The following is a 19,820-nucleotide window of genomic DNA, read 5'->3' on the forward strand; positions in this document are numbered from 1 at the left end:
GGTGATTGTCTCGGTCGCGACGAATATCTTGTCGGTCAGGTTTTCAGGCGCGGGGCCACCATTCTGCCCGTTGAACTTAACGCCAAAGTCTTCGTCAATGCCGCCCGGATTGTGGCTTGCGGATAAAATGAAACCGCCATCGGCCTTGTTCAAGCGGATCAGGTGCGAGGCAGCAGGCGTGGACAAAATTCCGTTTTGACCAACGATGACTTCTCGCACGCCATTCGCTGCGGCCATTTTCAGGATCGTTTGAATTGCCTGTTTGTTGAAATAACGCCCATCACCACCCGCGATAAGCGTCTTGCCTGCACCGCCGCCAATGGCATCAAAGGTCGCCTGAATAAAATTTTCCAGAAACCGAGGCTGCATAAAGACGCGTGTTTTCTTTCGCAGACCAGAGGTGCCGGGCTTTTGGCCCGCAATTGGTGTCGTTTCAAACGTCTTGATCTTCATCGGTTTATCCTTTGCATTTATGGCTTCTGCCAGCCTCGTGCATTACGTTAGCGGTAGCTTTCAAAGCCGCGTTCTCGGGCAGTTCCTCAACCGACACGTCGTATTTTCGGCGCCAGTTCGGGTGTTGGTCTATCGTACCGGGCAGGTTTTGCGTTTCGACGCCGCCGAGGACGTCATCCAGTTGAACGGCAAGCAGACTCGCGTTTGAGTAAGCAAGTCGCGCATGAACATTGCTCGTAAACTCGCCCTCGCCCTTGATGCTTGCCACCTCGCTCAGCCGCTTTTGCCGCAAGTTTTGCGCAGTTTTCGCATCTATCCAAGACAGTTTTTCCCACCAATCCAGATCGCGCCCCACTTCAAAACCTTTGACTGTCGGTGTGTCGTGGGTGGCAAAGCAGGTCAAAACTTGCGCTGGCATCTCTTCCGGGCGCCGAAAACCACCGTCTGGATCTCGTTCGTACTGCAAGACGGAATAACCGTAAAACCCATGTTCGCGCATGGTTTCGCGAAATCCGTCTGGCACCAGCCCCAAATCTTCACCGATCACCGCACAGTTGTGCTGCTCCGCCTCGATCTTAATCACGGCCATCAGGCTTTCGAACGGTTGACGAATATAGGCGCCCGGGCTGCCGTCATCCGGCAGCCAAAAGCTGCGGTTCAAACCGAGAACATGATCGATGCGGATCACCCCGGCATTTTGGATCGCTTGACCAATGATGCGGCGCAAAGGGGCATAGCGCTGTGCCTTCAGCTTGCGCGGCGAAAAGGCAGTCAGGTTCCAGTTCTGTCCTTCAGGGCTAAGATGATCTGGCGGCGCACCGATGGAGACGCCCTGCGCGACAGCCGATTGCTCGCACCATGCCTCTGCTCCATCACGGCGTGATCCGACAGCCAGATCAAGGTAAAGCCCCAAAGGCATCCCCGCATCTTTTGCGCTTGCCTGTGCAGCCATTAGCTGGCTCGCCGCGACCCATTGCATCCACATGTGAAAATCAACGCGCTCTGCTGCTGGCGTCTGGTTGATCTCAGGCCAAGTCCGCCAGTCAGAACCGTAGATTTCGCTAAGCGCCTCAAATTCGGCAAAGCGTTGAAGTTCGCTACTGCCTTGCATTTTGAAAGCGGAAAAATCCGCTTTGGCGACGTCATTCGTTGTTACGGTAAAGCTTGAATAGAGGCTTTCAAGCGATTGATTATGAATCTTTTTATGAAGACGGTAGTCGACCGCTTTGCTATTACGCAGCGCTGAAAAATTGCTGGCGCGGGCTCCGCCCTCAATGCCGGGAATACTATCAAGCGCAATATAGGATGTGTTGAAGAACCCGCGATGGGACGGTGAATAGGGGCTTATCGCCTCGACGTCACAAAACCCCATGTTATGCAGCGGATTGATCCCCACAAAGCTCGCGCCTTGCTTGCCCGCGGCTTGCGCAATCTTCGCAAGATCGACAAAATCGCCCATGCCAGAATTGCGCGCAGATTGCATGCCGTAAAGCGCGAAGTTAAGCCCCCAAAGCCTTGTAGAACCCGTCAAATCCTCAATTTGCTGCAACCGCTTCGGGGCGGCCAAAACCGTCGTCAATTCGGTACGTCCCGAAGCCGTTGCCCTAAGAACATAGATACCGGAAGGCAGCGCTGGCAATGTGATGTGATCGCTTGGATCACCCGTTGCGATAAGCTCGCCCGTTTCGTCCAAACGCAATTCCCACTGCGCGCCAAGGCCAAAGTTCTGTGCGCTTGGAAATCCGCTTTCAACGATGATCTCATACGGAAACCAACGATCTTCCAGCTCAGCTCTTAGCGCTGCCAATTCGGATCTGATGGCTTCGTCGCTTGAGACGTCAAAACCGTTCGCGGCCAGCATCGCTCTTTGTGTGTCGGGCGACGTTACGCGCTCATTTCCATGAAAATCAAAGAAACCAGGTAGAATGCCGCACAGTTCGGAAAGTGCTGCAAGATCATGATCCAGGGTCATGTCTTACGCTCTTCAGCAATGAGGACAAAGGCAGTAACCGAGCGACCTTCGACCTTTGCAACCTTGCTTTCGCGAACTGGCATGTCGGCTTGCGAAAGAAGGCTCGTATCAATCGCGCGGCACCACATCTGCCCTTCGGGTGCTTGGGGCAAGACAACTTGCCCGATATCCGCACCACGATTGAAAACAATGAAAACAACGTCGCTGCCGTCTTCATATTCCGGGGCTTCAGCAGAGCCGCGCAGCGTCAGGCAAAAGTTGGCAAGATGAGGATCTTCCCATTCTAGTGCATCGCCATTGAAGTCGCTCCAGTTTACATCTGCGTGGCCATCTAAGGTGCGAACTGCGCTGTGCAGGAATCTGCTTTGCCGCAGACTTGGATGATCGGCCCTGAAGGCAGACAGGCCGGCGACGAAGGATTGAAGTTCTGTGTCAGCTTTTTCCCAATTCAACCAACCGATGTCATTGTCTTGACAGTAGGCATTGTTGTTGCCCTTTTGCGAATTGGCAAATTCGTCCCCTGCCAAAAGCATGGGCGTACCTTGAGACAAAAACAGTGTTGCCAGCATATTGCGTTGTCGTTGGGTGCGACGTTTTCGGATCGCTAGATTGTCAGTCTCGCCCTCAACGCCGCAATTATCGCTGAAGTTGGAGTGATGCCCGTCGCGGTTCTTTTCTGTGTTCGCTTCATTGTGCTTGCGCACATAACGCGTTGTATCTGCAAGCGTGAAGCCGTCGTGCGAAGCCAGAAAATTAACCGATGCATCACTACGCCGCCCCGAGTGATCGAACTTGTCGGCTGAGCCGAGCAAACGTGCAGCCAGTTCCTGCACGCTATGCGCATCGCCGCGCCAATAGCGGCGCACGGTGTCGCGGTAGCTGTCATTCAATTCGGAAAATTCGTGCGGGAATTCGCCCAAGCGATAGCCACCCGGACCAATGTCCCAAGGTTCTGCGATCATGCGCACACGCGATAGGACCGGGTCCTGGCGAAGGGCATCAAAGAAGCCGCCGTTTGGATCAAAGCCATGGTCTTCGCGCCCTAGCGTCGTCGCCAGATCAAAGCGAAAGCCGTCAATTCCCATGCATTCGACCCAGAAACGCAGGCTGTCCAGCACCATACGCAGCACATAGGGATGCGAAACGTTTAGCGTATTTCCGCAACCCGTATCATTTACGTAATACCTTTGATCCTTATCGGTCAGACGGTAATAGGACGCGTTGTCCAAGCCGCGATAGCACAGGGTCGGGCCACGTTGATCGCCCTCGGCGGTGTGGTTGTAAACCACGTCCAGAATGACCTCGATCCCGGCATCGTGCAGGCGCTCGACCATCTTGCGAAAACCCTTCAGACCGTCAGGGCCAAAGTAGCGAGGCTCTGCCGCAAAGAAGCCGATGGAATTGTAACCCCAATAGTTCCGCAACCCGCGTTCTTGCAGGAATTTATCATCGACAAAGCTGTGAACGGGTAGCAGCTCTATGGCTTGAACACCCAGCGTTTTGAGGTGCTCTAACATCGGATCGGATGCCAACCCTTCATAGGTGCCACGGATCGCGTGCGGCACTGCTGAATTGCCTTGCGTCGCGCCTTTCGGGTGGGCTTCATAAATCAGGTCAGAGCTGGCTTTTCGGTGTTGCCCTTGGCGCAAGCCTTCAAACAGCTCGGGATCCGACACGATCGACTTGGCAACAAAAGGCGCGCTGTCGCGTGTGTCAAAGGATAAATCTTCCTTGGCTGAAGCATCCTCATATCCCAGTGTCACAGGCGAATTGACCCAATCGCCATGAAGCTCGCGCGTATAGGGATCCAGAAGCAGTTTGTTCGGATTAAAGCGATGGCCCTGAGCAGGTGCGTAATCACCGTGCGCGCGATAGCCATAGATCGTACCAACCGGAAGACCGGACACATACCCATGCCAAACGGGCCCTGTGCGTTCAGGCAAAGCAATACGCGCTGTTTCTAACGTACCATCCGCAGAGAAAAGGCATAACTCGATCTTGCTGGCATTCTCGGAGAACACGGCAAAGTTTACGCCCGCACCATCGTGATGCGCGCCGAGCCGGTTTGGACTGCCGCTAGAAAGCTGGATATTATTCATGAAGTTTGCTTAACGCTCCTGCGCGGCTTTGTAGACGTCAAGATATGCCGAAGCAGACAAATCCCATCCAACCGGATGACGCATAGCGCGGCGCATCATGCCAGACCAGACCTTCGGTTTGGCAAATAGTGCACACGTACGTGCAATCGCATGGCTCAGCATGGTCGCCGTGATCGGCGCGAATTGAATGCCCGTAGCGCAATCAGCCAAAAGCGCGGCTTCATTCGCGTCAATGACCGTGTCGGCCAATCCGCCAGTACGTGCAACAACAGGAAGCGTGCCATATCGCAAACCATAAAGCTGCGTCAGGCCGCAAGGTTCGAACCGCGATGGGATCAGGATCGCATCGCTGCCGCCTTGCATCAGGTGCGAGAGGTCTTCGTCGTAGCCAATGATTGTGCCAATCGCATCGGGATAGCGGTTGGAGGCGTCGACATAGGCGCGCTCCAACTCGGGATCGCCCGAACCAAGCACCGCGAGCTTGCCGCCTTGCGCGACCAGATCGGGTATGCATTCCAAAAGCAAATCCAGCCCCTTTTGCGAGGTCATCCGGCTTACAACACAAAACAACGGGCCTTCGCCTTTACTCAGCCCGAAACGTGCCTCCAGCTCTTCGCGGTTGCTTGCCTTGCCTTTAAGGCTGCGCTGGGAATAGTTGGCTACAAGCGCTGTATCGGATTCAGGGTTCCAGACATCCAGATCAATGCCGTTCAGAATGCCATGTAGATCGCCCTGTCGCGCGCGAAGCAGGCCATCAAGCCCCATGCCAAAGTCGGCCGACATCAGCTCTGCCGCGTAGGATGGACTAACGGTGGTTATCTTTTCAGACAGGGCCAGCCCAGCCTTGAGAAAGCTGATCTTTCCATAATATTCAACACCTTGAGTCGTGAACTGATCTGCATTCAATCGCAGCGCCGCAAGGCGAGTTGCGTCAAACACACCTTGGAAGGCGATGTTGTGAATCGTCGTGACAACAGGAGGCGTCCAGCCGTTGTGTTGTTGAAGATAGGCCGGCAACAGCCCCGCCTGCCAGTCGTGCGCATTGACGACATCAGGTTTCCAGCTGCCAATCCCCTGTATCGCGATCTGCGCGCCCGCAAAGGATAACGCTGCAAAACGCATATCATTGTCCGGCCAGTCCTGACCGTCTGGGCCAAGATATATATTGCCCTTGCGATCAAATAGATGCGGGGCGTCCAGCAATAGCATCTGGAGGCCTTCGGCCTGCACAGCCAGGACCCTTGCCGGACCGCCGAACAGATCGTCAAATGACATTACGTTTGACGCCCCGACGCACAAACCTCCAACTGCCGGATAGGCTGGGATCAGAATTCTGACATCAACACCCAACGGTTCCAGCGCTTTTGGCACGGCACCAATGACATCCGCCAAACCACCTGTCTTGACGAAAGGTGTGCATTCCGAGGCGACAAAAAGCAGGTTCATTAAAGCTCCAGTTTATCAATCATCGGTTGGGTAATCAGGCAGATACCATTGTCAGTGCGCCTGAAGCGTTCTGCATCTTCTTTGGCGTTTTCACCGACGACAAGCCCTTCGGGAATAATCACGCCGCGATCAAGTACCACATTGGTCAGCCGCGCGCGGCGGTGGATTTCCGCATAGGGCATAGCCACGACACCTTCGAGCTGCGAATAGGAATGGGTTCGGACACCCGTGAACAGGAAACAACGATCAAGCGTGGAGCCTGAAACAATGCACCCGCCCGAAACCATCGAGGACACGGCATGTCCCCGTCGGCCATTTTCATTGTGAATGAATTTTGCGGGTGCCGTAAGCTCGGAATAGGTCCAGATCGGCCAGGAGTTGTCATAAAGATCAAGCTCGGGATTAAAGTCGGTCAAATCGACATTGGCCTGCCAGAATGCATCAACCGTGCCCACATCGCGCCAATACGGCTTTTCTTCAAGACCCGAGCGCACGCAAGAGCGGCTGAAAGGATGCGCGATTGCTTTACCGTTCTTGACAATTTCGGGAATAATATCGCCGCCGAAGTCATGATCGGAGCTCGGATCTTGGGCGTCTTTCTCAAGCAGCCCACATAGGTATTCCGTTTCGAAAACGTAAATACCCATGCTTGCCAGTGCCATATCAGGATTACCGGGCATCGCGGGCGGATCAGCGGGTTTTTCTACAAAATCAAGGATGCGGTCTTCATCGCCAACCTTCATAACGCCAAAGCCAGATGCTTCCATGCGAGGCACTTCGATACAGCCGACGGTCACATCCGCGCCGCTATCGACGTGTTGTTTTACCATCAGCGAATAATCTTGCTTGTAGATATGATCCCCCGCCAAAATGATGATGTATTTGGGTGCATAGCCACGAATGATATCAATGTTTTGGGCCACAGCATCCGCCGTACCCTTGTACCAGTTTTCATTGTTCAGCTGCTGCGAAGCGGGCAGGATATCCAGCGATTCATTGCGTTCAGCGCGGAAAAAGCTCCAACCACGTTGGAGGTGGCGGATGAGAGAATGCGCCTTTTACTGTGTCGCAACACCGATACGGCGTATGCCTGAATTCACAGCGTTGGAGAGCGCGAAATCGATAATGCGGCTTTTGCCACCAAAATACATCGCAGGTTTTGCCCGTCGATCGGTCAGCTCGTAAAGACGACTTCCGCGCCCTCCAGCCAGAACGAAAGCCATTGTTTGCTGCGCAAGGCGCGTTGATTCAGTATCCATTGTTTCCCTCCCTAGTCCTGACAGTTCGTGTGGATCAGGACGTTCCACTTAATTCAAAAAATATCGTTGATAACGGTGGTAGCGTCAGCGACACCGAATGCGCCCGTCCAGATGCAGCGATCTGTTCGCTGTCGGCAAAGCCCATATTGCCGCGATCCCCACCGCCGTAACGCGCGCTGTCTGTGTTCAGCTTTTCAATCCAGCGGCCTGCCTGCGGAACACCAATGCGGCGCGCACTGCGCTCGACTGGGGTGAAGTTGCTGACAACCAAAACAGGCGCGCTGCCATCATGACCATGGCGCACCCAAGCAAGGATCGATTCATCGGCAGCGCCTTCCTCGATCCATTCAAACCCTTCGGGCTTGCAATCCAGCTGATGCAGCGCAGGCGTTTCCTTGAACAATGCATTCAAGTCGCTAACCAGATTCTGAACACCGCCATGTTGCGGATGATCTGTAAGATGCCAGTCGAGGCTTTCATTGTGGTTCCATTCTGCGCCCTGAGCAAATTCACAGCCCATAAACAGCAGTTTCTTGCCCGGGTGCCCCCCACATAAAACCGTAATATGCGCGCAGATTGGCGAATTTTTCGTCGCCATTGCCGGGCATTTTGTCGATCATCGAACCCGTGCCATGCACGACTTCATCATGGCTGATCGGCAGCACGAAGTTCTCGGAAAAGGCATAGTGCAGACCGAAAGTCATTTTGTGGTGATGGTATTTGCGATGGATCGGATCTTGTTCGATGTAGGACAAGGTGTCGTTCATCCAGCCCATGTTCCATTTGAACCCAAAGCCAAGGCCGCCGTGATCGACGGGCGCGCTAACCCCCGGGAACGCAGTAGATTCTTCGGCAATCGTCACAACGCCCGGCATAGAGCCATAGGCCACCGTGTTGGTCCGTTGCAGGAAGTTGATCGCTTCTAGGTTCTCACGTCCGCCGTCCTTGTTCGGAATCCATTCGCCATCTTTGCGCGAATAATCGCGGTAGAGCATGGACGCGACCGCATCGACGCGCAGCCCGTCGATATGATGTTCACGCAGCCAATAAAGGGCGTTGGCGACAAGGTAGTTAGATACTTCGCTGCGGCCATAGTTATAGACCAGCGTGTTCCAGTCCGGATGGAAGCCTTCTTTGCGATCCGCATGTTCATAGAGCGGTGTACCGTCGAATTTTCCCAATCCGTGTTGATCCTCGGGAAAGTGTCCGGGAACCCAGTCAAGGATCAGCCCAAGATCGGCGGCATGGCAAGCCTCAACAAAAGCGCGGAACTCTTCAAGGGTTCCGTGGCGAATGGTCGGTGCATAAAGGCCAACGGGTTGATAGCCCCATGATCCGTCAAACGGAAACTCCGAGATCGGCATCAGTTCGAGATGGGTAAAGCCCATATCCTTGGCATATTTCACCAATTGCTCGGCGTGCTCATGATATGACAGCGGTCTGTTGCCCTCTTCTGGAACGCGCTTCCACGATCCCAGATGGACCTCATAGATCGAAATCGGTTGATCTATTTTGTGCAGTGCTTCGCGCTTGGACATCCAGCCCTGATCGGCCCAAGAATGGCCATCGAGTTTACGCACCACGGAAGCAGTTTTTGGCGGATGTTCCGAACCAAAGCCGAACGGGTCCGCTTTTTGTGGTAGCAGGTTCCCCTGCCCGTCTTGTAGCTCGTACTTGTAGGCTTCACCGTCACCGATATCAGGCAGGAACAATTCCCAAACGCCTGTATGACCACGCCCGCGCATTGGATGACGTCGCCCATCCCAACCGTTGAAGTCACCAACAACCGAAACGCGCCGCGCATTCGGGGCCCAGACTGCGAAATGCGTGCCTGCCTTGCCTTCATGCTCCATCACATGCGCGCCCAGAACTTTCCAAAGATCCAGATGCGCACCTTCGGCGATCAGATGTTCATCAAGCTCACCCAGAACCGGGCCATATTGATAGGGATCGTCTGCTTCCCATGTGTGTTCGCCCTTGGCCAGTCGAAGGCGATATGCAAAGCGCGTCTTTCGACGTGGAGCAGTTCCTGCGAACAGCCCGGAGCCACCCTCCACGGGCGATAGCGATAACACCTTGCGGCCTGTCTTGGCATCCAGAACGTCAATCGTTTCAGCCTCGGGGTGAAAGACCCGAACCGTAACTTTTGAATCTACAACATGCTGACCTAAAACGGAAAAAGGATCAGAGTGATTGCCTGCAGCAATCCGCTGCGCGTCTTCGTTATTCATCACGTCTTTCTCCCTGTGGCAGCAAATGCCTGAGCAATAGCGCGAACGCCCTAGTCAATCACAGAATGCGCGCCCCAAATGTCATCGGCATAGCTTCTGATCGTGCGATCGGACGAAAACCAGCCCATGCCAGCGGTGTTTGCGGCCGCCATCCGCGTCCAGCGAGTCTTGTTTTGAAACACTGCATCAACTTCCCGCTGTTTGGCAAAGTATTCGTCAAAATCGCAGCTCACGAGGAAATAGTCATGCTCGTAGAGATTATGCAAAATATCCGAATAGCGATGGTTATCGCCCTGCGAAAACACGCCCGCGCCAATCTGGCCAAGGACGCGCGACAGCTTGGGGCTGGATTCAATTGCACGTCGGGAATAGCCGTGATCGGCCCGTTTGGCCTCTGCCTCTGCGGCAGTTAGGCCGAACAGGAAGAAGTTCTCAGCACCGACATGTTCACGAATTTCTACGTTCGCGCCGTCAAGAGTTCCAATTGTCGGGCTACCATTCAGGGACAGCTTCATGTTGCCCGTGCCTGATGCCTCTTTGCCCGCAGTCGAAATTTGCTCGGACAGATCAGACGCTGGGATCAGGATTTCAGCCATCGAGACATTGTAGTTCTCTGGGTAAACGACTTGCAGAAATTCGCGGGTCACTGGATCGTTATTGATCGTCGTTGCGACGTCATTGATTAACCGGATGATCGATTTTGCCAAAACGTATCCCGGTGCCGCCTTACCACCGAAAATCTTGACGCGCGGCGTCCAGTTTCCGTTCGGGTTGTCTCGGATGTCGTTCCAGAGCGCAATGGTTTCCAGAATATTGAGATGTTGGCGTTTGTATTCGTGGATACGCTTGATCTGAATGTCGAACATCGCCGATGTGTCGAGCGTAACGCCGTTGCGGTCCTTGAGCCACTTCGCCAAGCGATCCTTGTTTTGCAGTTTCGCAGCACTGTAGGCCTGCTGGAAAGAGGCATCATCAAGATGCGCGTTCAACTCTTGCAGGCGTTCCAGGTCAGCCTCCCAACCCGCACCGATGGTGTCGGTTATCAGATTGCGCAAGGGCGGGTTACATGAATAAAGCCAGCGGCGCGGCGTGATGCCATTGGTCTGGTTGAGAATGCGATCCGGATAGGCTTGGTTGAGGTCGGCAAATACCGTTTCCTTAACCAGTTCCGAATGTAGCGCCGACACGCCATTAACGCTATGCGCCATGACAAAAGCCAGTTCGCCCATTTTTACGTTGCCATGGTCAATGATGCGCACATGCGAGCCCGTCGCTTGCAGGTGACGTTCCTGAATCATGTGGATGATCTGGTGATGGCGGGGCAGGATGCGGGCGAACAGGTCTTCAGGCCAGCTTTCCAGTGCTTCTGGCAGAAGCGTGTGGTTGGTGTAACCCAAACATTTGCGTGCCATTTCGATAGCGTCGTCAATGCTCAGATCGTGCTTGTCCATCAACAGACGCACCAGTTCCGGCCCCGCAATCGCCGGGTGGGTATCGTTTAATTGAATAGCGACATGTTCAGGCAGGTCTTTGATCTTATTGCCTTCAGACAAGAAGCGGCGCAGCAGATCTTTGATCGACGCGGAGGTAAAGAAATATTCCTGCTTCAGGCGTAGTTCCTTGCCGTCTTGCGTCGTGTCATCGGGGTACAGGACCCGTGAAATGGTCCGGGCAAGGCGTTCGGGCGCATTCGCGCCAACGTAATCGCCACGGTTAAAGCTTTCGAGATCAAACAGCTTAACGGGTTTTGCTGCCCAAAGGCGCAGGGTGTTGGCCCACTTGCCCTTCCAACCGATAACCGGCGTGTCATAGGCGGATGCAAGAACCGTCTCGGACGGGAACCAATTCGGTTTGCCATCAAGCTCACCAACATAACCTCCAAAGTGGATGTTATAGGCCACTTCCGGGCGCTCGAATTCCCACGCGTGACGCTGTGCAAGCCAGCCTTCGGCCGTTTCGGTTTGCTGACCGTTTTCAAAATGTTACTCGAACAGGCCATGTTCACAACGAATGCCATACCCATAGGCAGGAATCGCAAGTGTCGCCAAACTGTCCATAAAGCAGGCGGCAAGGCGCCCTAGCCCGCCGTTACCCAATGCTGCGTCCGGCTCGTTCGCAACCACCTTGTGGTAATCCTGGCCCAGCGCTGTCATCGCCTCAATTGCCAACCCTTCGACATCAAGGTTTATGGTCACATCCTCGATCAAGCGGCCGATCAGGAACTCCATGGAAAGATAATAGACACGCTTGTGCTTGCCCTCGTAGGTGCGGCGGGTGGAATTGAACCATGGCTCAACAACGCGGTCGCGCAGCGCCAGTGAGAGCGACATACGCCAGTCATAAAGGCTCGCGTTTTTCGCGTCTTTGCCTATCGACAACCGAAGGTGGCGGGTAATGTCGTCGCGCAACGTGTCTGCTGTAACGAAAGTCTGGTTTTCAAGCGTCAGGATCTGTTCGATTCCGTTCCGGCCCTTTGGGCTAATCTTTGTGTTGGCATGCCAGTCCTGGCCCGCCAAAGTGAAACAACGCCGCAACGAAAGCAACTGCTTCATTGTCGGCGCCGTTTAGGTCTATTTTCCAGCCCCGCTATAGCAGGGATGGTACATTTACTTTGCAGCCTTAGGCTTTGCCGCGCGTTTCGGCGCAGCTTTAGCAGCAGTCGCCTTTGTCGCTTTCGTCTTAGCGGCAGCAGTTTTAGCGACGGCCTTTTTACGAACTGGCTTTGCTTTTGGGGTCGGCTGGGACAGTGCGTCAATAGCGCGGAGCCAATGCTCTTCATCGCGCCCGTTAGGCTGGCCGTCGTTCAGCCAGAATTGATAAGCAGCTTCTCGGATCTGGACTTCGTCCAATTGTATCTGTGTCATGGCAGCGGTCTCGTCGTGTGAATCATATGGTAGCGCTAACATTTACTAAATGCTGCACCTGCACAACCGACGGGTCAGGTCCACTGAATTTGTAGTTGCATCTTTGTGACTCATTCGCTCGCGTATTGTTGCCTTGAAGGTAAGCCAGCCTGCTGGAGTGACTGAATAGCAATGTGAATGAGTGCGATTAACGCGGATCGTCACTCAGGCTTTGTAAAAATCGAACAAGGTCATCTGCCTCACCACGCGACAGCGATAAGGGGGCCAAAATCGCTTCTCCATCTGCGTGAAGCCGCTCAAGATCAATCGTGTTGTAGTGCTCGACTACGGCGGCAAGATCACTCAGGCTTCCGTTGTGCATATAGGGTGCGCTTTGCGCCACGCCGCGCAGACCGGGCACGCGAAACGTGCCAAAGTCAGAATGAAGCGCGCGCACATTCCGGACGGCCCATGCACCCGTTTTTCGAGGATCGTCGCTGTAGTCTCCCGCGAGAGTATAAGGGCTTGCTTGCACGGCCTTGAGCCCCCCGAAACGCCCAGTATCAACACGCGTATTATCTACAAAATATGGCACGCCAGCATCATGGAATTCGCCATTTGTGAACGCAGGTCCAGAATGGCAAAAGGCACAATTTCCGCGCCCAAGGAACAATTGCAAGCCGCGCTGCGCTGCCAAAGGGTATTGCCCTGCGCGCGCCAGATCGCCCGCTTCCAGCGCATCACGAAATTCGTCAAAGGATGTAGGCGCCGTCAGCAATGTCTCTTGATACGCGGCCAGTGCTTTGCCGATGTTGACCAGAACCATGTCCGCGGGTTGCGAGGCGGGCGGGCCAAAAACCTCCCTATAGGCATGCGCCTGTTCACTCTTTATCAGAGCGGCTTTGAGGCTCTCGGCATCATGGCCCATCTCTTCGTGGCTCAAGATCGGCATCAGACTTTGCGCCCAGATGTTGTCATTGCCCCCTGCCCAACCAAACCATCGATGCGCGCGTAGATTTAATAAGGAAGGTGTATTGCGATCCAGCGGGACTTTGCCGGTTGCGCGCGACTTGGGTTCGGCAAAGCTGTAGTCTGGATCGTGACACTCGGCGCAGGACATCGTTTCATCCCGCGACAATGCAGGGTCTGAAAACAAGCCCGCACCCAAAGCAATCGCCTCTGGCATGCCTGAAACGCGATTGGAGGGATCAGGTTCAAAAACCACAGGCCAAGGACCATGTGACAAGGTTTGGGCTATTTCGGCTTCGCTCAGAATGACCTCTGCCTGCAAGGAAGACATCTGCAAAAAACTTAGCCAAACGAGCAAGGCACGGAGTAGAACAGCGCTCACTTGACCAGAATTTCTAATGCGTAATGCATCGGACGCTTCGCGCCAAACACGGAAACCTGAACGCGCCACAGTCCGGGCATATGAAACACCATGCCTGACACAGCAAACTGCCCCTGCCCCAAACCTTCGACAACAGGCGCATAGTTCATGCCGTGCTGATGTGCGGGCATGATCGCCTCAACCACAGCCTTTGTGATTGCTGCCTGCTCGTCGCCGCAAAAGGTCAGGGTCATCGCAAAGGGCTGCGACAGCGGTATCGGCGCAAACTCCGCATACCCAGCAAGCGCGCCCTCGGTTTGTGCGCTTAACGGTTTTGCATCACCGCCGGGCGCGCAGGCAAATCCAGCGCTCGCCCATAAACAGGTAAGGATAATTAGAAATATCTTCATCGTGCGGCCAGCATCGCCTCTGCATTTTCAAAGGCGATCTTGCGCGCGATATCATCTGGCAAATCGGACAACCATGCGCGCGCGGACTCCGCGTGCGGGCCAACATAATACCACCGCTCTGGGGCGAAAGTGTCGGTCCCGACCATGAAGCGGTTCGGGAAACGTCTAAACACAGTGTCCCATTCCGCATTCAGCCCGTTGTTATCCGCCATATCCGAACGATAGGCCAGATCAGCCCACAGCCGTGGGTGGCGTGCGAGCATGGCCGCGATGTCATCCGGACGCTCGAACCCCGAGTGCGCCCAAAGCACGCGAGCGCCTGGCCAGCTTGCAAAGATCAGCTCCAAAGCCTCGCGATCACCATGATGATGAAGCAAAAGATTGCGCTCCCTCGCAAGCTCTATCATGCGCTGGATGACATCGGTCTTGATGTCATTGCCAAAGGCGTGGAACTCACCGATGGCTTCATACTCGAACTGCGCCAGCCGCTCTTCCAGATAGGTGATTACACTCGGGTCATGCATCCATGTGCCAAGCTCGCCGCGTCGCCGGTACGGCCTTAGCGCAGGCACGACGATTTCCGGCGCAGCCGTTTTCAGCTTCTGGGTGCCATCATCATCCGAACTGGACACCAAAGCTTTCTTCACACCTGCATCGCGCAAGATCTTGGCAACTTGGGCAGGCGGGATTTGCAAAACAGCGTCGTGACTATAATGCATATGGGCGTCGAAAATCGGTAATTCCTGCGCGCTCGCATTACCGGCAGCACAGATCAACGCGATAGCAGCAAGATTTCGGATCATCTTCTCATTCCCTGTATTGGGCATCCATTGCCATGGTAACCAAAGTGTAGCGCAGGCGCGAAGCATTCCAATGGCTGGTTAAGACATTCGTGCGCAAGCTGATGCATCAGACGGGCAAATTAGCGGCGCGCATTAAAAACAAACAGCGCTTCATTGTTGATCTTGTATGTGTTGATAAGTGCTTGCGCAGCTAGGCTTGTCAGCCAGTCCTCGAGCGCTTCAGCAGCTTTGGCGTTTACATGCGGGTGTCGGTTCGGATTGACGGGCAAATACGCATATTGATTGAAGAGCGCCGGATCACCTGAAAAAAGCAAAGCGAGATCGCGTTTGTTATCGAAATTCAGCCAGCTTGCGCGATCTGCAATGATATAGGCCCCAAAGCCGGACGCGGTATTCAGGCTGGCCCCCATGCCGGAGCCAACGGATTTATACCAATCGCCCGCTGTCTCGGGGTCGATCTGAGCATCTTGCCAAAGTGCGCGTTCTTTCTTGTGTGTGCCGCTTTCATCGCCGCGACTGATGAAGGGCACTTGCGCCGTTGCAATACGCTCTAGCGCCTCAGTTGCAAGTTCAGCGCTGCGCACCTGCGCTGGATCATCGTCTGGACCGATGAAGACAAAGTCATTGTACATTATTTCACGGCGGTGCGTCGCAAAGCCGGCCTCGACAAACTTTTCCTCGCTCGCTTTTGAATGCACTAAAATCGCGTCAACATCGCCCGCCTCGCCCAGTTTCAATGCCTGACCTGTCCCGACGACAAGCAGCTGCACTTCGATGCCAGTGTCCTTTGCAATAGCAGGGAGCAGAACATCCGAAAGGCCAGAATTATGAAAGCTGGTTGTGACGGCCAATCGAAGGGTTTCAGCCGTTACAGACGTGGCAATCAGGCAAGTTAAAAAAGCGAATAGGCGGATCATTCCACGATATCTCCTTGAAAGAATGATTTGGTTTCAGCCATTTGGGGGGCGTCAAATATCCTCGGGGCCAAGCCCTGCTCATGTAGCTGCCCATTCAGAAGAAAGACAACATCACCTGCAAGGCGGCGGGCCTGCCCCAGATTATGGGTGGTCATCACAATGCGTGTCCCGGCGCGAAATGAATTCAGCAACAGTTCCTCGATCTCACGCGTAGATGCGCCGTCCAGATTTGCGCAAGGCTCGTCCAGAAACAGCACTTTGGGATCTCGGATCAGAGCACGGCCCAGTGCCAGTTTTTGCTTTTCACCGCCCGAAAGGCGCGGGGCGGGGCGATCAAGAACATCACGCAGTCCGATCCGTTCCGCCCATTTTTCAACCTCCGGCAGGATCTCTGTCTTAGGCTTGCCAAGAAGCTGCAACGGAAACGCAAGGTTCTGACGCACTGTGCGGCGCAGCATGATCGGGTTTTGAAAAACATAGGCCTGTGCTTGCCTTGCTTGTTCTTTGGGCAGCGACCATTCGACAGTGCCGCTGGTCACCCGTTCGACGCCGTGAAGGGTTTTCAAAAAAGTGGTTTTTCCCGCGCCGTTCGGGCCAAGAACAATCGTAAAGCCCTGTTCGCCCAGATCAAGAGAGATTGGCCCCAGAATGGTTTTGCGCCGCCGCGTGACACGCACGTCCTTGAGGCTGATTGTAAGCGCGCGCTCTACCATCTGCCCTCGCTTTCCGTCCGCGACAGCGCGTGAATGGCGAAATTCACCAAAAGCGCGAGAGCGATCAGTACAAAGCCCAACCCAAGCGCCAAGGCAAAGTCTCCCTTGCCTGTTTCGAGCGCGATAGCAGTCGTCAGAACGCGTGTCGCCTGATCGATGTTTCCACCCACGATCATGATTGCGCCGACTTCGCCAATGGCGCGTCCGAACCCTGCCAAGGCCCCCGTTAACAATGCACGTCGCCCATCCCAAAGCAGGGTCGCGATCCGTTGGCGTTTGCTGGTATTCAGTGAAATCAGCAGGTCATGGTATTCCGCCCAAAGCTCTCGCATGGCCTGATGCATCAGGGAGGCGATCAGCGGCGTGATGATGATGACCTGTGCGATAATCATTGCGGTTGGTGTGAAGAGCAAACCCAACACACCGAAGGGTCCAGACCGGGACAGCAGCAAATAGACGATCAATCCGACAACCACGGGTGGCAGACCCATCAGCGCATTGAGCGTCGCGATTGTTGCGCGCCGAAATCGAAACCTGCGAATGGCCAGCCAAGTGCCAAACGGAAAGGCGATCACACAGGCAATAATAAGTGCCGAAAGGCTCACCTGCAAAGAGCGCAGTGTTATATCTACAAGATCCGCGTCAAATGACACAACCAGCCAGAAGGCTGCCTGAAGGCCAGCCCAGATATCGTTCATCGTGAAACGATCCTGAATGGCGTGTCGTGTAACACTGGTTTGTACAAGCCGGGCCCAATCCTGCAATGCGCCACCCCAGAGCTGAGCCGCCGCGTTCAATCGCTGGATATCGTGATCTGGCGTCGAAGGGAACAACGCGCGCGGCAAATTTCTCGAGGACTAAAAAACGAACATATCCGCGGCGTTTTCCTTACTTCATGCGATAGAAGCGTTCGGCATTGGTGCGAAAGACCTGATTGTGCAGCCGGTTTGGAACGAGCGATTGATAGGCCTCGATCAAAGTTCGGTAATCTGATGAAAGCTTATCGACTGGAAAATTCGAACCGAACATCACGCGCTCTGCGCCGAACTGTTCAAGACAGGTTTCAACAATCGGTTTGATCTTGTTCGCCGTCCAATCGTGATCGAACATTCCCAGTCCTGATAATTTGCAGTGAACATGCGGCAGAGCAGACAGCGCTTTGAGCTGTCGTGTCCATGCAGCAAGTCCAGCTTTGCTTCGATCATACGGGCTTCCTGCATGGCAAAGCGCCACTTGCGTTTGCGGTGCTTGCGCCAAAATCTGCGCGGTTTTCTCCATAAGGTCAGGGATAAGCTGCAAGTCAAACGACAAACCTCGTCGACCTGCGGATTCAAGACCTGACAGAAAAGCGGGATCATCCAGCAGCACATTAGTGCCGCTCGCAGCATCCTCTTCTGGCGCGCGTCCGACGATCTGGCGCACGCCGCGCACGCTTGGCAGGGCCTGAAATTCATCAAGGCGCGCGTCCAGATCAGCCGCCGTTAAATCGCAGAAAACGACCTGAACCAACGGCCAGTCGGGATTGGCATTTGCCACGCTCTGCACCCATTTTGCTTCGGCCAAACCGTCCTCTGCTCCGACCTGAATATGAACCGACCCCAACGCGCCCATCTGCGATGCTTCTGCGCGAAACTCATCAAGAAGGTAGTTGCGTTGAATAGGCGCTGGATCACCAAAGAAGCGTTTCACACCTTTGGCCATCAACCATGGATAGTTGACCGCACCTAAATCCCAAAGATGGTGATGTGCATCAATCATTTATGTGGCACCGTTTTCAGCCTCCCGAGCACATCAAGCCCTTGCTGATTCCAGAAATGCAGCAGGTCGATGAAGACCCAGTTTTCGGTCAATTTGTCACCGTCGCGGCGATAGATATCGATCACCCGCATGTCACCCGCCTTGCCTGTGGCCGGAAACCCCATAAACCCGCCTGATGGCTTCAGTGTCAGGTTCGGCCAACCAAAGAAACCGCCGAAATGTCCCTCGGCGATCTTGGCGACATGGCCGTTGAACTTACGCTCTTCAAAGCCGGCCCTGAATGGCCCTGAATGTTGTTTGGCATACCGCTCAATCGTGTAAGTCGCGCCAATTCCAGCAGGCCCCCACCAGATCATATCCTCATTCCAGGAACGTCGCAGCTCATCCTCCAGCGATAATTTACTTTGCCAATTGCTAATGTCCTTCACCATGAAATCGATCGCCTTGAGCGTCTTTTCACCTTCTAAAGCGGGCTGTTCATCGAACAAGAGCCCGTCGTGCGTCATGGGGCCTGGCTGCACCAAATGCGCGGCAGTCTGGGGCGGGAAAGGCTGCAAACCTGCCTGCATCATCAGATGAGGAATATCAAAGAACATTGCGGTTTCGGTGATCTTGTCTGCTTCAACACGATGAAACGCGCAATACCGTAGAAAGGCCATTTTGCCCGTCGGCGGGATACCCAGCCACGGCGCATCGAACAGGCCCATCAGATGGCCCATGGATACAACCCAAGTGCTCTGCCCGCCATCAATCGCATTGCGACCTGCCATAAAGACATCCATACGGCGCTGGAGTTTACCAAGCGCGCCGTGAAGCGGCTTCCAAAACACGTCTGCTACAGCTTTTGGGTCTGTCTGTTCGTGAAACGGGTGATAGCCCCGCCATAGAAAAGCAGGCGCGCAAAAGCGTTCCATGGTCTCCGTGATAGCGTCGCCAGTCGCATTATCCAAAGCCGCGTAAAAATCCCTAACCAGCTGTTTTTCTTTTTGAAAATCCAAGTGTCGCGTCCTTTTGCATGCGCTTGCAAAAAAAGCTTGCCAAATTGTCGAACCACTGTCTAGTCTTTTTGAATACGTGTGCAGGATGATTCCGACCCAAAGGAGGTGGCGACAGAATGGCTGAGATCCAGTTAAGAAATCTTTCGAAGCGCTGGGGCAGCTTTGTCGGCGTCGACAACTTTGACCTAACCATCAAGGACAAGGAATTTCTGGTGCTTCTCGGGCCGTCCGGCTGCGGTAAGACAACCACGATGCGTATGATTGCCGGGCTCGAAGATGTGAGCGCGGGCGAAATTCTGGTTGATGGTAAAGTCGTTAACGATTTGGAACCCAAAGACCGCGATGTGGCGATGGTGTTCCAAAGCTATGCGCTTTACCCCAATATGAATGTCTACGAAAACATCCGCTTTCCGCTCAAGGTGCGCGGCATTGATCCTGCGACACATGACGATAAAGTACGCCGCGCCTCCGCGATGGTCGAACTTGACGAGTTTTTGCATCGCAAACCGGCTGAACTGTCTGGCGGTCAACGCCAACGCGTTGCCTTGGCCCGCGCAATTGTGCGCGAACCAAATGTGTTCCTGATGG

Annotated in this window: 13 protein-coding genes and 4 pseudogenes; 1 reads left to right on the forward strand and 16 read right to left on the reverse strand. The window is 54.4% G+C overall.

What is annotated here, in order from left to right; genetic code table 11:
* The 16 genes and pseudogenes from WBC85_RS14020 to WBC85_RS14095 form a co-directional block, all read right to left on the reverse strand.
* Window positions 1-453, reverse strand: a pseudogene (locus tag WBC85_RS14020) (alpha-D-glucose phosphate-specific phosphoglucomutase); the annotation flags it as partial.
* A 4-nt stretch (window positions 454-457) separates the two neighbouring features.
* Window positions 458-2,425: a 4-alpha-glucanotransferase gene (malQ, locus tag WBC85_RS14025; RefSeq protein WP_424438454.1), complete on the reverse strand. Its 1,968-nt coding sequence runs from the start codon at window positions 2,423-2,425 to the stop codon at window positions 458-460.
* Window positions 2,422-4,524, reverse strand: a complete 2,103-nt coding sequence (gene glgX, locus WBC85_RS14030; RefSeq protein ID WP_424438457.1) for a glycogen debranching protein GlgX — start codon at window positions 4,522-4,524, stop codon at window positions 2,422-2,424. The genes malQ and glgX overlap by 4 nt, the downstream gene beginning before the upstream one ends.
* A gap of 9 nt (window positions 4,525-4,533) precedes the next feature.
* Window positions 4,534-5,970 carry a glycogen synthase GlgA gene (gene glgA, locus WBC85_RS14035; protein ID WP_424438460.1) on the reverse strand — a complete coding sequence of 479 codons (1,437 nt, stop codon included), beginning with the start codon at window positions 5,968-5,970 and terminating at the stop codon, window positions 4,534-4,536.
* Window positions 5,970-7,229 (reverse strand): annotated as a pseudogene (glgC, locus tag WBC85_RS14040) (glucose-1-phosphate adenylyltransferase). The gene glgA and the pseudogene glgC overlap by 1 nt, the downstream one beginning before the upstream one ends.
* Before the next feature lie 34 nt (window positions 7,230-7,263).
* Window positions 7,264-9,460: pseudogene (gene glgB, locus WBC85_RS14045) on the reverse strand (1,4-alpha-glucan branching protein GlgB).
* Between the two features lie 50 nt (window positions 9,461-9,510).
* A pseudogene (locus WBC85_RS14050) lies at window positions 9,511-11,907 on the reverse strand (glycogen/starch/alpha-glucan phosphorylase).
* Window positions 11,908-12,066: 159 nt separating this feature from the next.
* Window positions 12,067-12,324, reverse strand: coding sequence for a DUF2934 domain-containing protein (locus tag WBC85_RS14055; RefSeq protein WP_424438463.1), 258 nt, complete (start codon window positions 12,322-12,324; stop codon window positions 12,067-12,069).
* Between the two features lie 187 nt (window positions 12,325-12,511).
* The gene (locus tag WBC85_RS14060) at window positions 12,512-13,603 is read right to left on the reverse strand and encodes a cytochrome-c peroxidase (protein WP_424438466.1); all 1,092 of its coding nucleotides are present in this window, start codon (window positions 13,601-13,603) and stop codon (window positions 12,512-12,514) included.
* Window positions 13,604-13,650: 47 nt separating this feature from the next.
* Window positions 13,651-14,043, reverse strand: coding sequence for a hypothetical protein (locus WBC85_RS14065; RefSeq protein ID WP_424438469.1), 393 nt, complete (start codon window positions 14,041-14,043; stop codon window positions 13,651-13,653).
* Window positions 14,040-14,846 carry an amidohydrolase family protein gene (locus WBC85_RS14070; protein WP_424438472.1) on the reverse strand — a complete coding sequence of 269 codons (807 nt, stop codon included), beginning with the start codon at window positions 14,844-14,846 and terminating at the stop codon, window positions 14,040-14,042. Before WBC85_RS14070 ends, WBC85_RS14065 begins: the two co-directional genes overlap by 4 nt.
* 119 nt (window positions 14,847-14,965) lie before the next feature.
* Window positions 14,966-15,763, reverse strand: a complete 798-nt coding sequence (locus tag WBC85_RS14075; protein ID WP_424438475.1) for a substrate-binding domain-containing protein — start codon at window positions 15,761-15,763, stop codon at window positions 14,966-14,968.
* Complete coding sequence (locus tag WBC85_RS14080) at window positions 15,760-16,476, reverse strand: ABC transporter ATP-binding protein (protein ID WP_424438478.1); 717 nt, start codon at window positions 16,474-16,476, stop codon at window positions 15,760-15,762. The genes WBC85_RS14075 and WBC85_RS14080 overlap by 4 nt, the downstream gene beginning before the upstream one ends.
* Window positions 16,470-17,174, reverse strand: coding sequence for an ABC transporter permease (locus WBC85_RS14085; RefSeq protein ID WP_424438481.1), 705 nt, complete (start codon window positions 17,172-17,174; stop codon window positions 16,470-16,472). The genes WBC85_RS14080 and WBC85_RS14085 overlap by 7 nt, the downstream gene beginning before the upstream one ends.
* Before the next feature lie 190 nt (window positions 17,175-17,364).
* On the reverse strand, window positions 17,365-18,234 hold the full coding sequence (locus WBC85_RS14090; RefSeq protein WP_424438484.1) for an amidohydrolase family protein: 870 nt from the start codon (window positions 18,232-18,234) through the stop codon (window positions 17,365-17,367).
* Window positions 18,231-19,232 carry a nuclear transport factor 2 family protein gene (locus WBC85_RS14095; RefSeq protein ID WP_424438487.1) on the reverse strand — a complete coding sequence of 334 codons (1,002 nt, stop codon included), beginning with the start codon at window positions 19,230-19,232 and terminating at the stop codon, window positions 18,231-18,233. The genes WBC85_RS14090 and WBC85_RS14095 overlap by 4 nt, the downstream gene beginning before the upstream one ends.
* Window positions 19,233-19,348: 116 nt before the next feature.
* Here WBC85_RS14095 and WBC85_RS14100 point away from each other — a divergent pair.
* On the forward strand, window positions 19,349-19,820 hold a 472-nt coding region (locus WBC85_RS14100), incomplete at its 3' end, for an ABC transporter ATP-binding protein (protein ID WP_424438490.1).

Origin of the sequence: Planktotalea sp., from assembly GCF_049680325.1 — a bacterium.
GTDB lineage: Bacteria > Pseudomonadota > Alphaproteobacteria > Rhodobacterales > Rhodobacteraceae > Planktotalea.

Excerpts from the sequence above, each read along its gene's own strand:
- malQ (WP_424438454.1), bottom strand. The coding sequence starts at position 2,425 with ATGACCCTGGATCATGATCTTGCAGCACTTTCCGAACTGTGCGGCATT.
- glgX (WP_424438457.1), bottom strand. The coding sequence starts at position 4,524 with ATGAATAATATCCAGCTTTCTAGCGGCAGTCCAAACCGGCTCGGCGCG.
- glgA (WP_424438460.1), bottom strand. The coding sequence starts at position 5,970 with ATGAACCTGCTTTTTGTCGCCTCGGAATGCACACCTTTCGTCAAGACA.
- WBC85_RS14055 (WP_424438463.1), bottom strand. The coding sequence starts at position 12,324 with ATGACACAGATACAATTGGACGAAGTCCAGATCCGAGAAGCTGCTTAT.
- WBC85_RS14060 (WP_424438466.1), bottom strand. The coding sequence starts at position 13,603 with ATGTCTTCCTTGCAGGCAGAGGTCATTCTGAGCGAAGCCGAAATAGCC.
- WBC85_RS14065 (WP_424438469.1), bottom strand. The coding sequence starts at position 14,043 with ATGAAGATATTTCTAATTATCCTTACCTGTTTATGGGCGAGCGCTGGA.
- WBC85_RS14070 (WP_424438472.1), bottom strand. The coding sequence starts at position 14,846 with ATGATCCGAAATCTTGCTGCTATCGCGTTGATCTGTGCTGCCGGTAAT.
- WBC85_RS14075 (WP_424438475.1), bottom strand. The coding sequence starts at position 15,763 with ATGATCCGCCTATTCGCTTTTTTAACTTGCCTGATTGCCACGTCTGTA.
- WBC85_RS14080 (WP_424438478.1), bottom strand. The coding sequence starts at position 16,476 with ATGGTAGAGCGCGCGCTTACAATCAGCCTCAAGGACGTGCGTGTCACG.
- WBC85_RS14085 (WP_424438481.1), bottom strand. The coding sequence starts at position 17,174 with ATGAACGATATCTGGGCTGGCCTTCAGGCAGCCTTCTGGCTGGTTGTG.
- WBC85_RS14090 (WP_424438484.1), bottom strand. The coding sequence starts at position 18,234 with ATGATTGATGCACATCACCATCTTTGGGATTTAGGTGCGGTCAACTAT.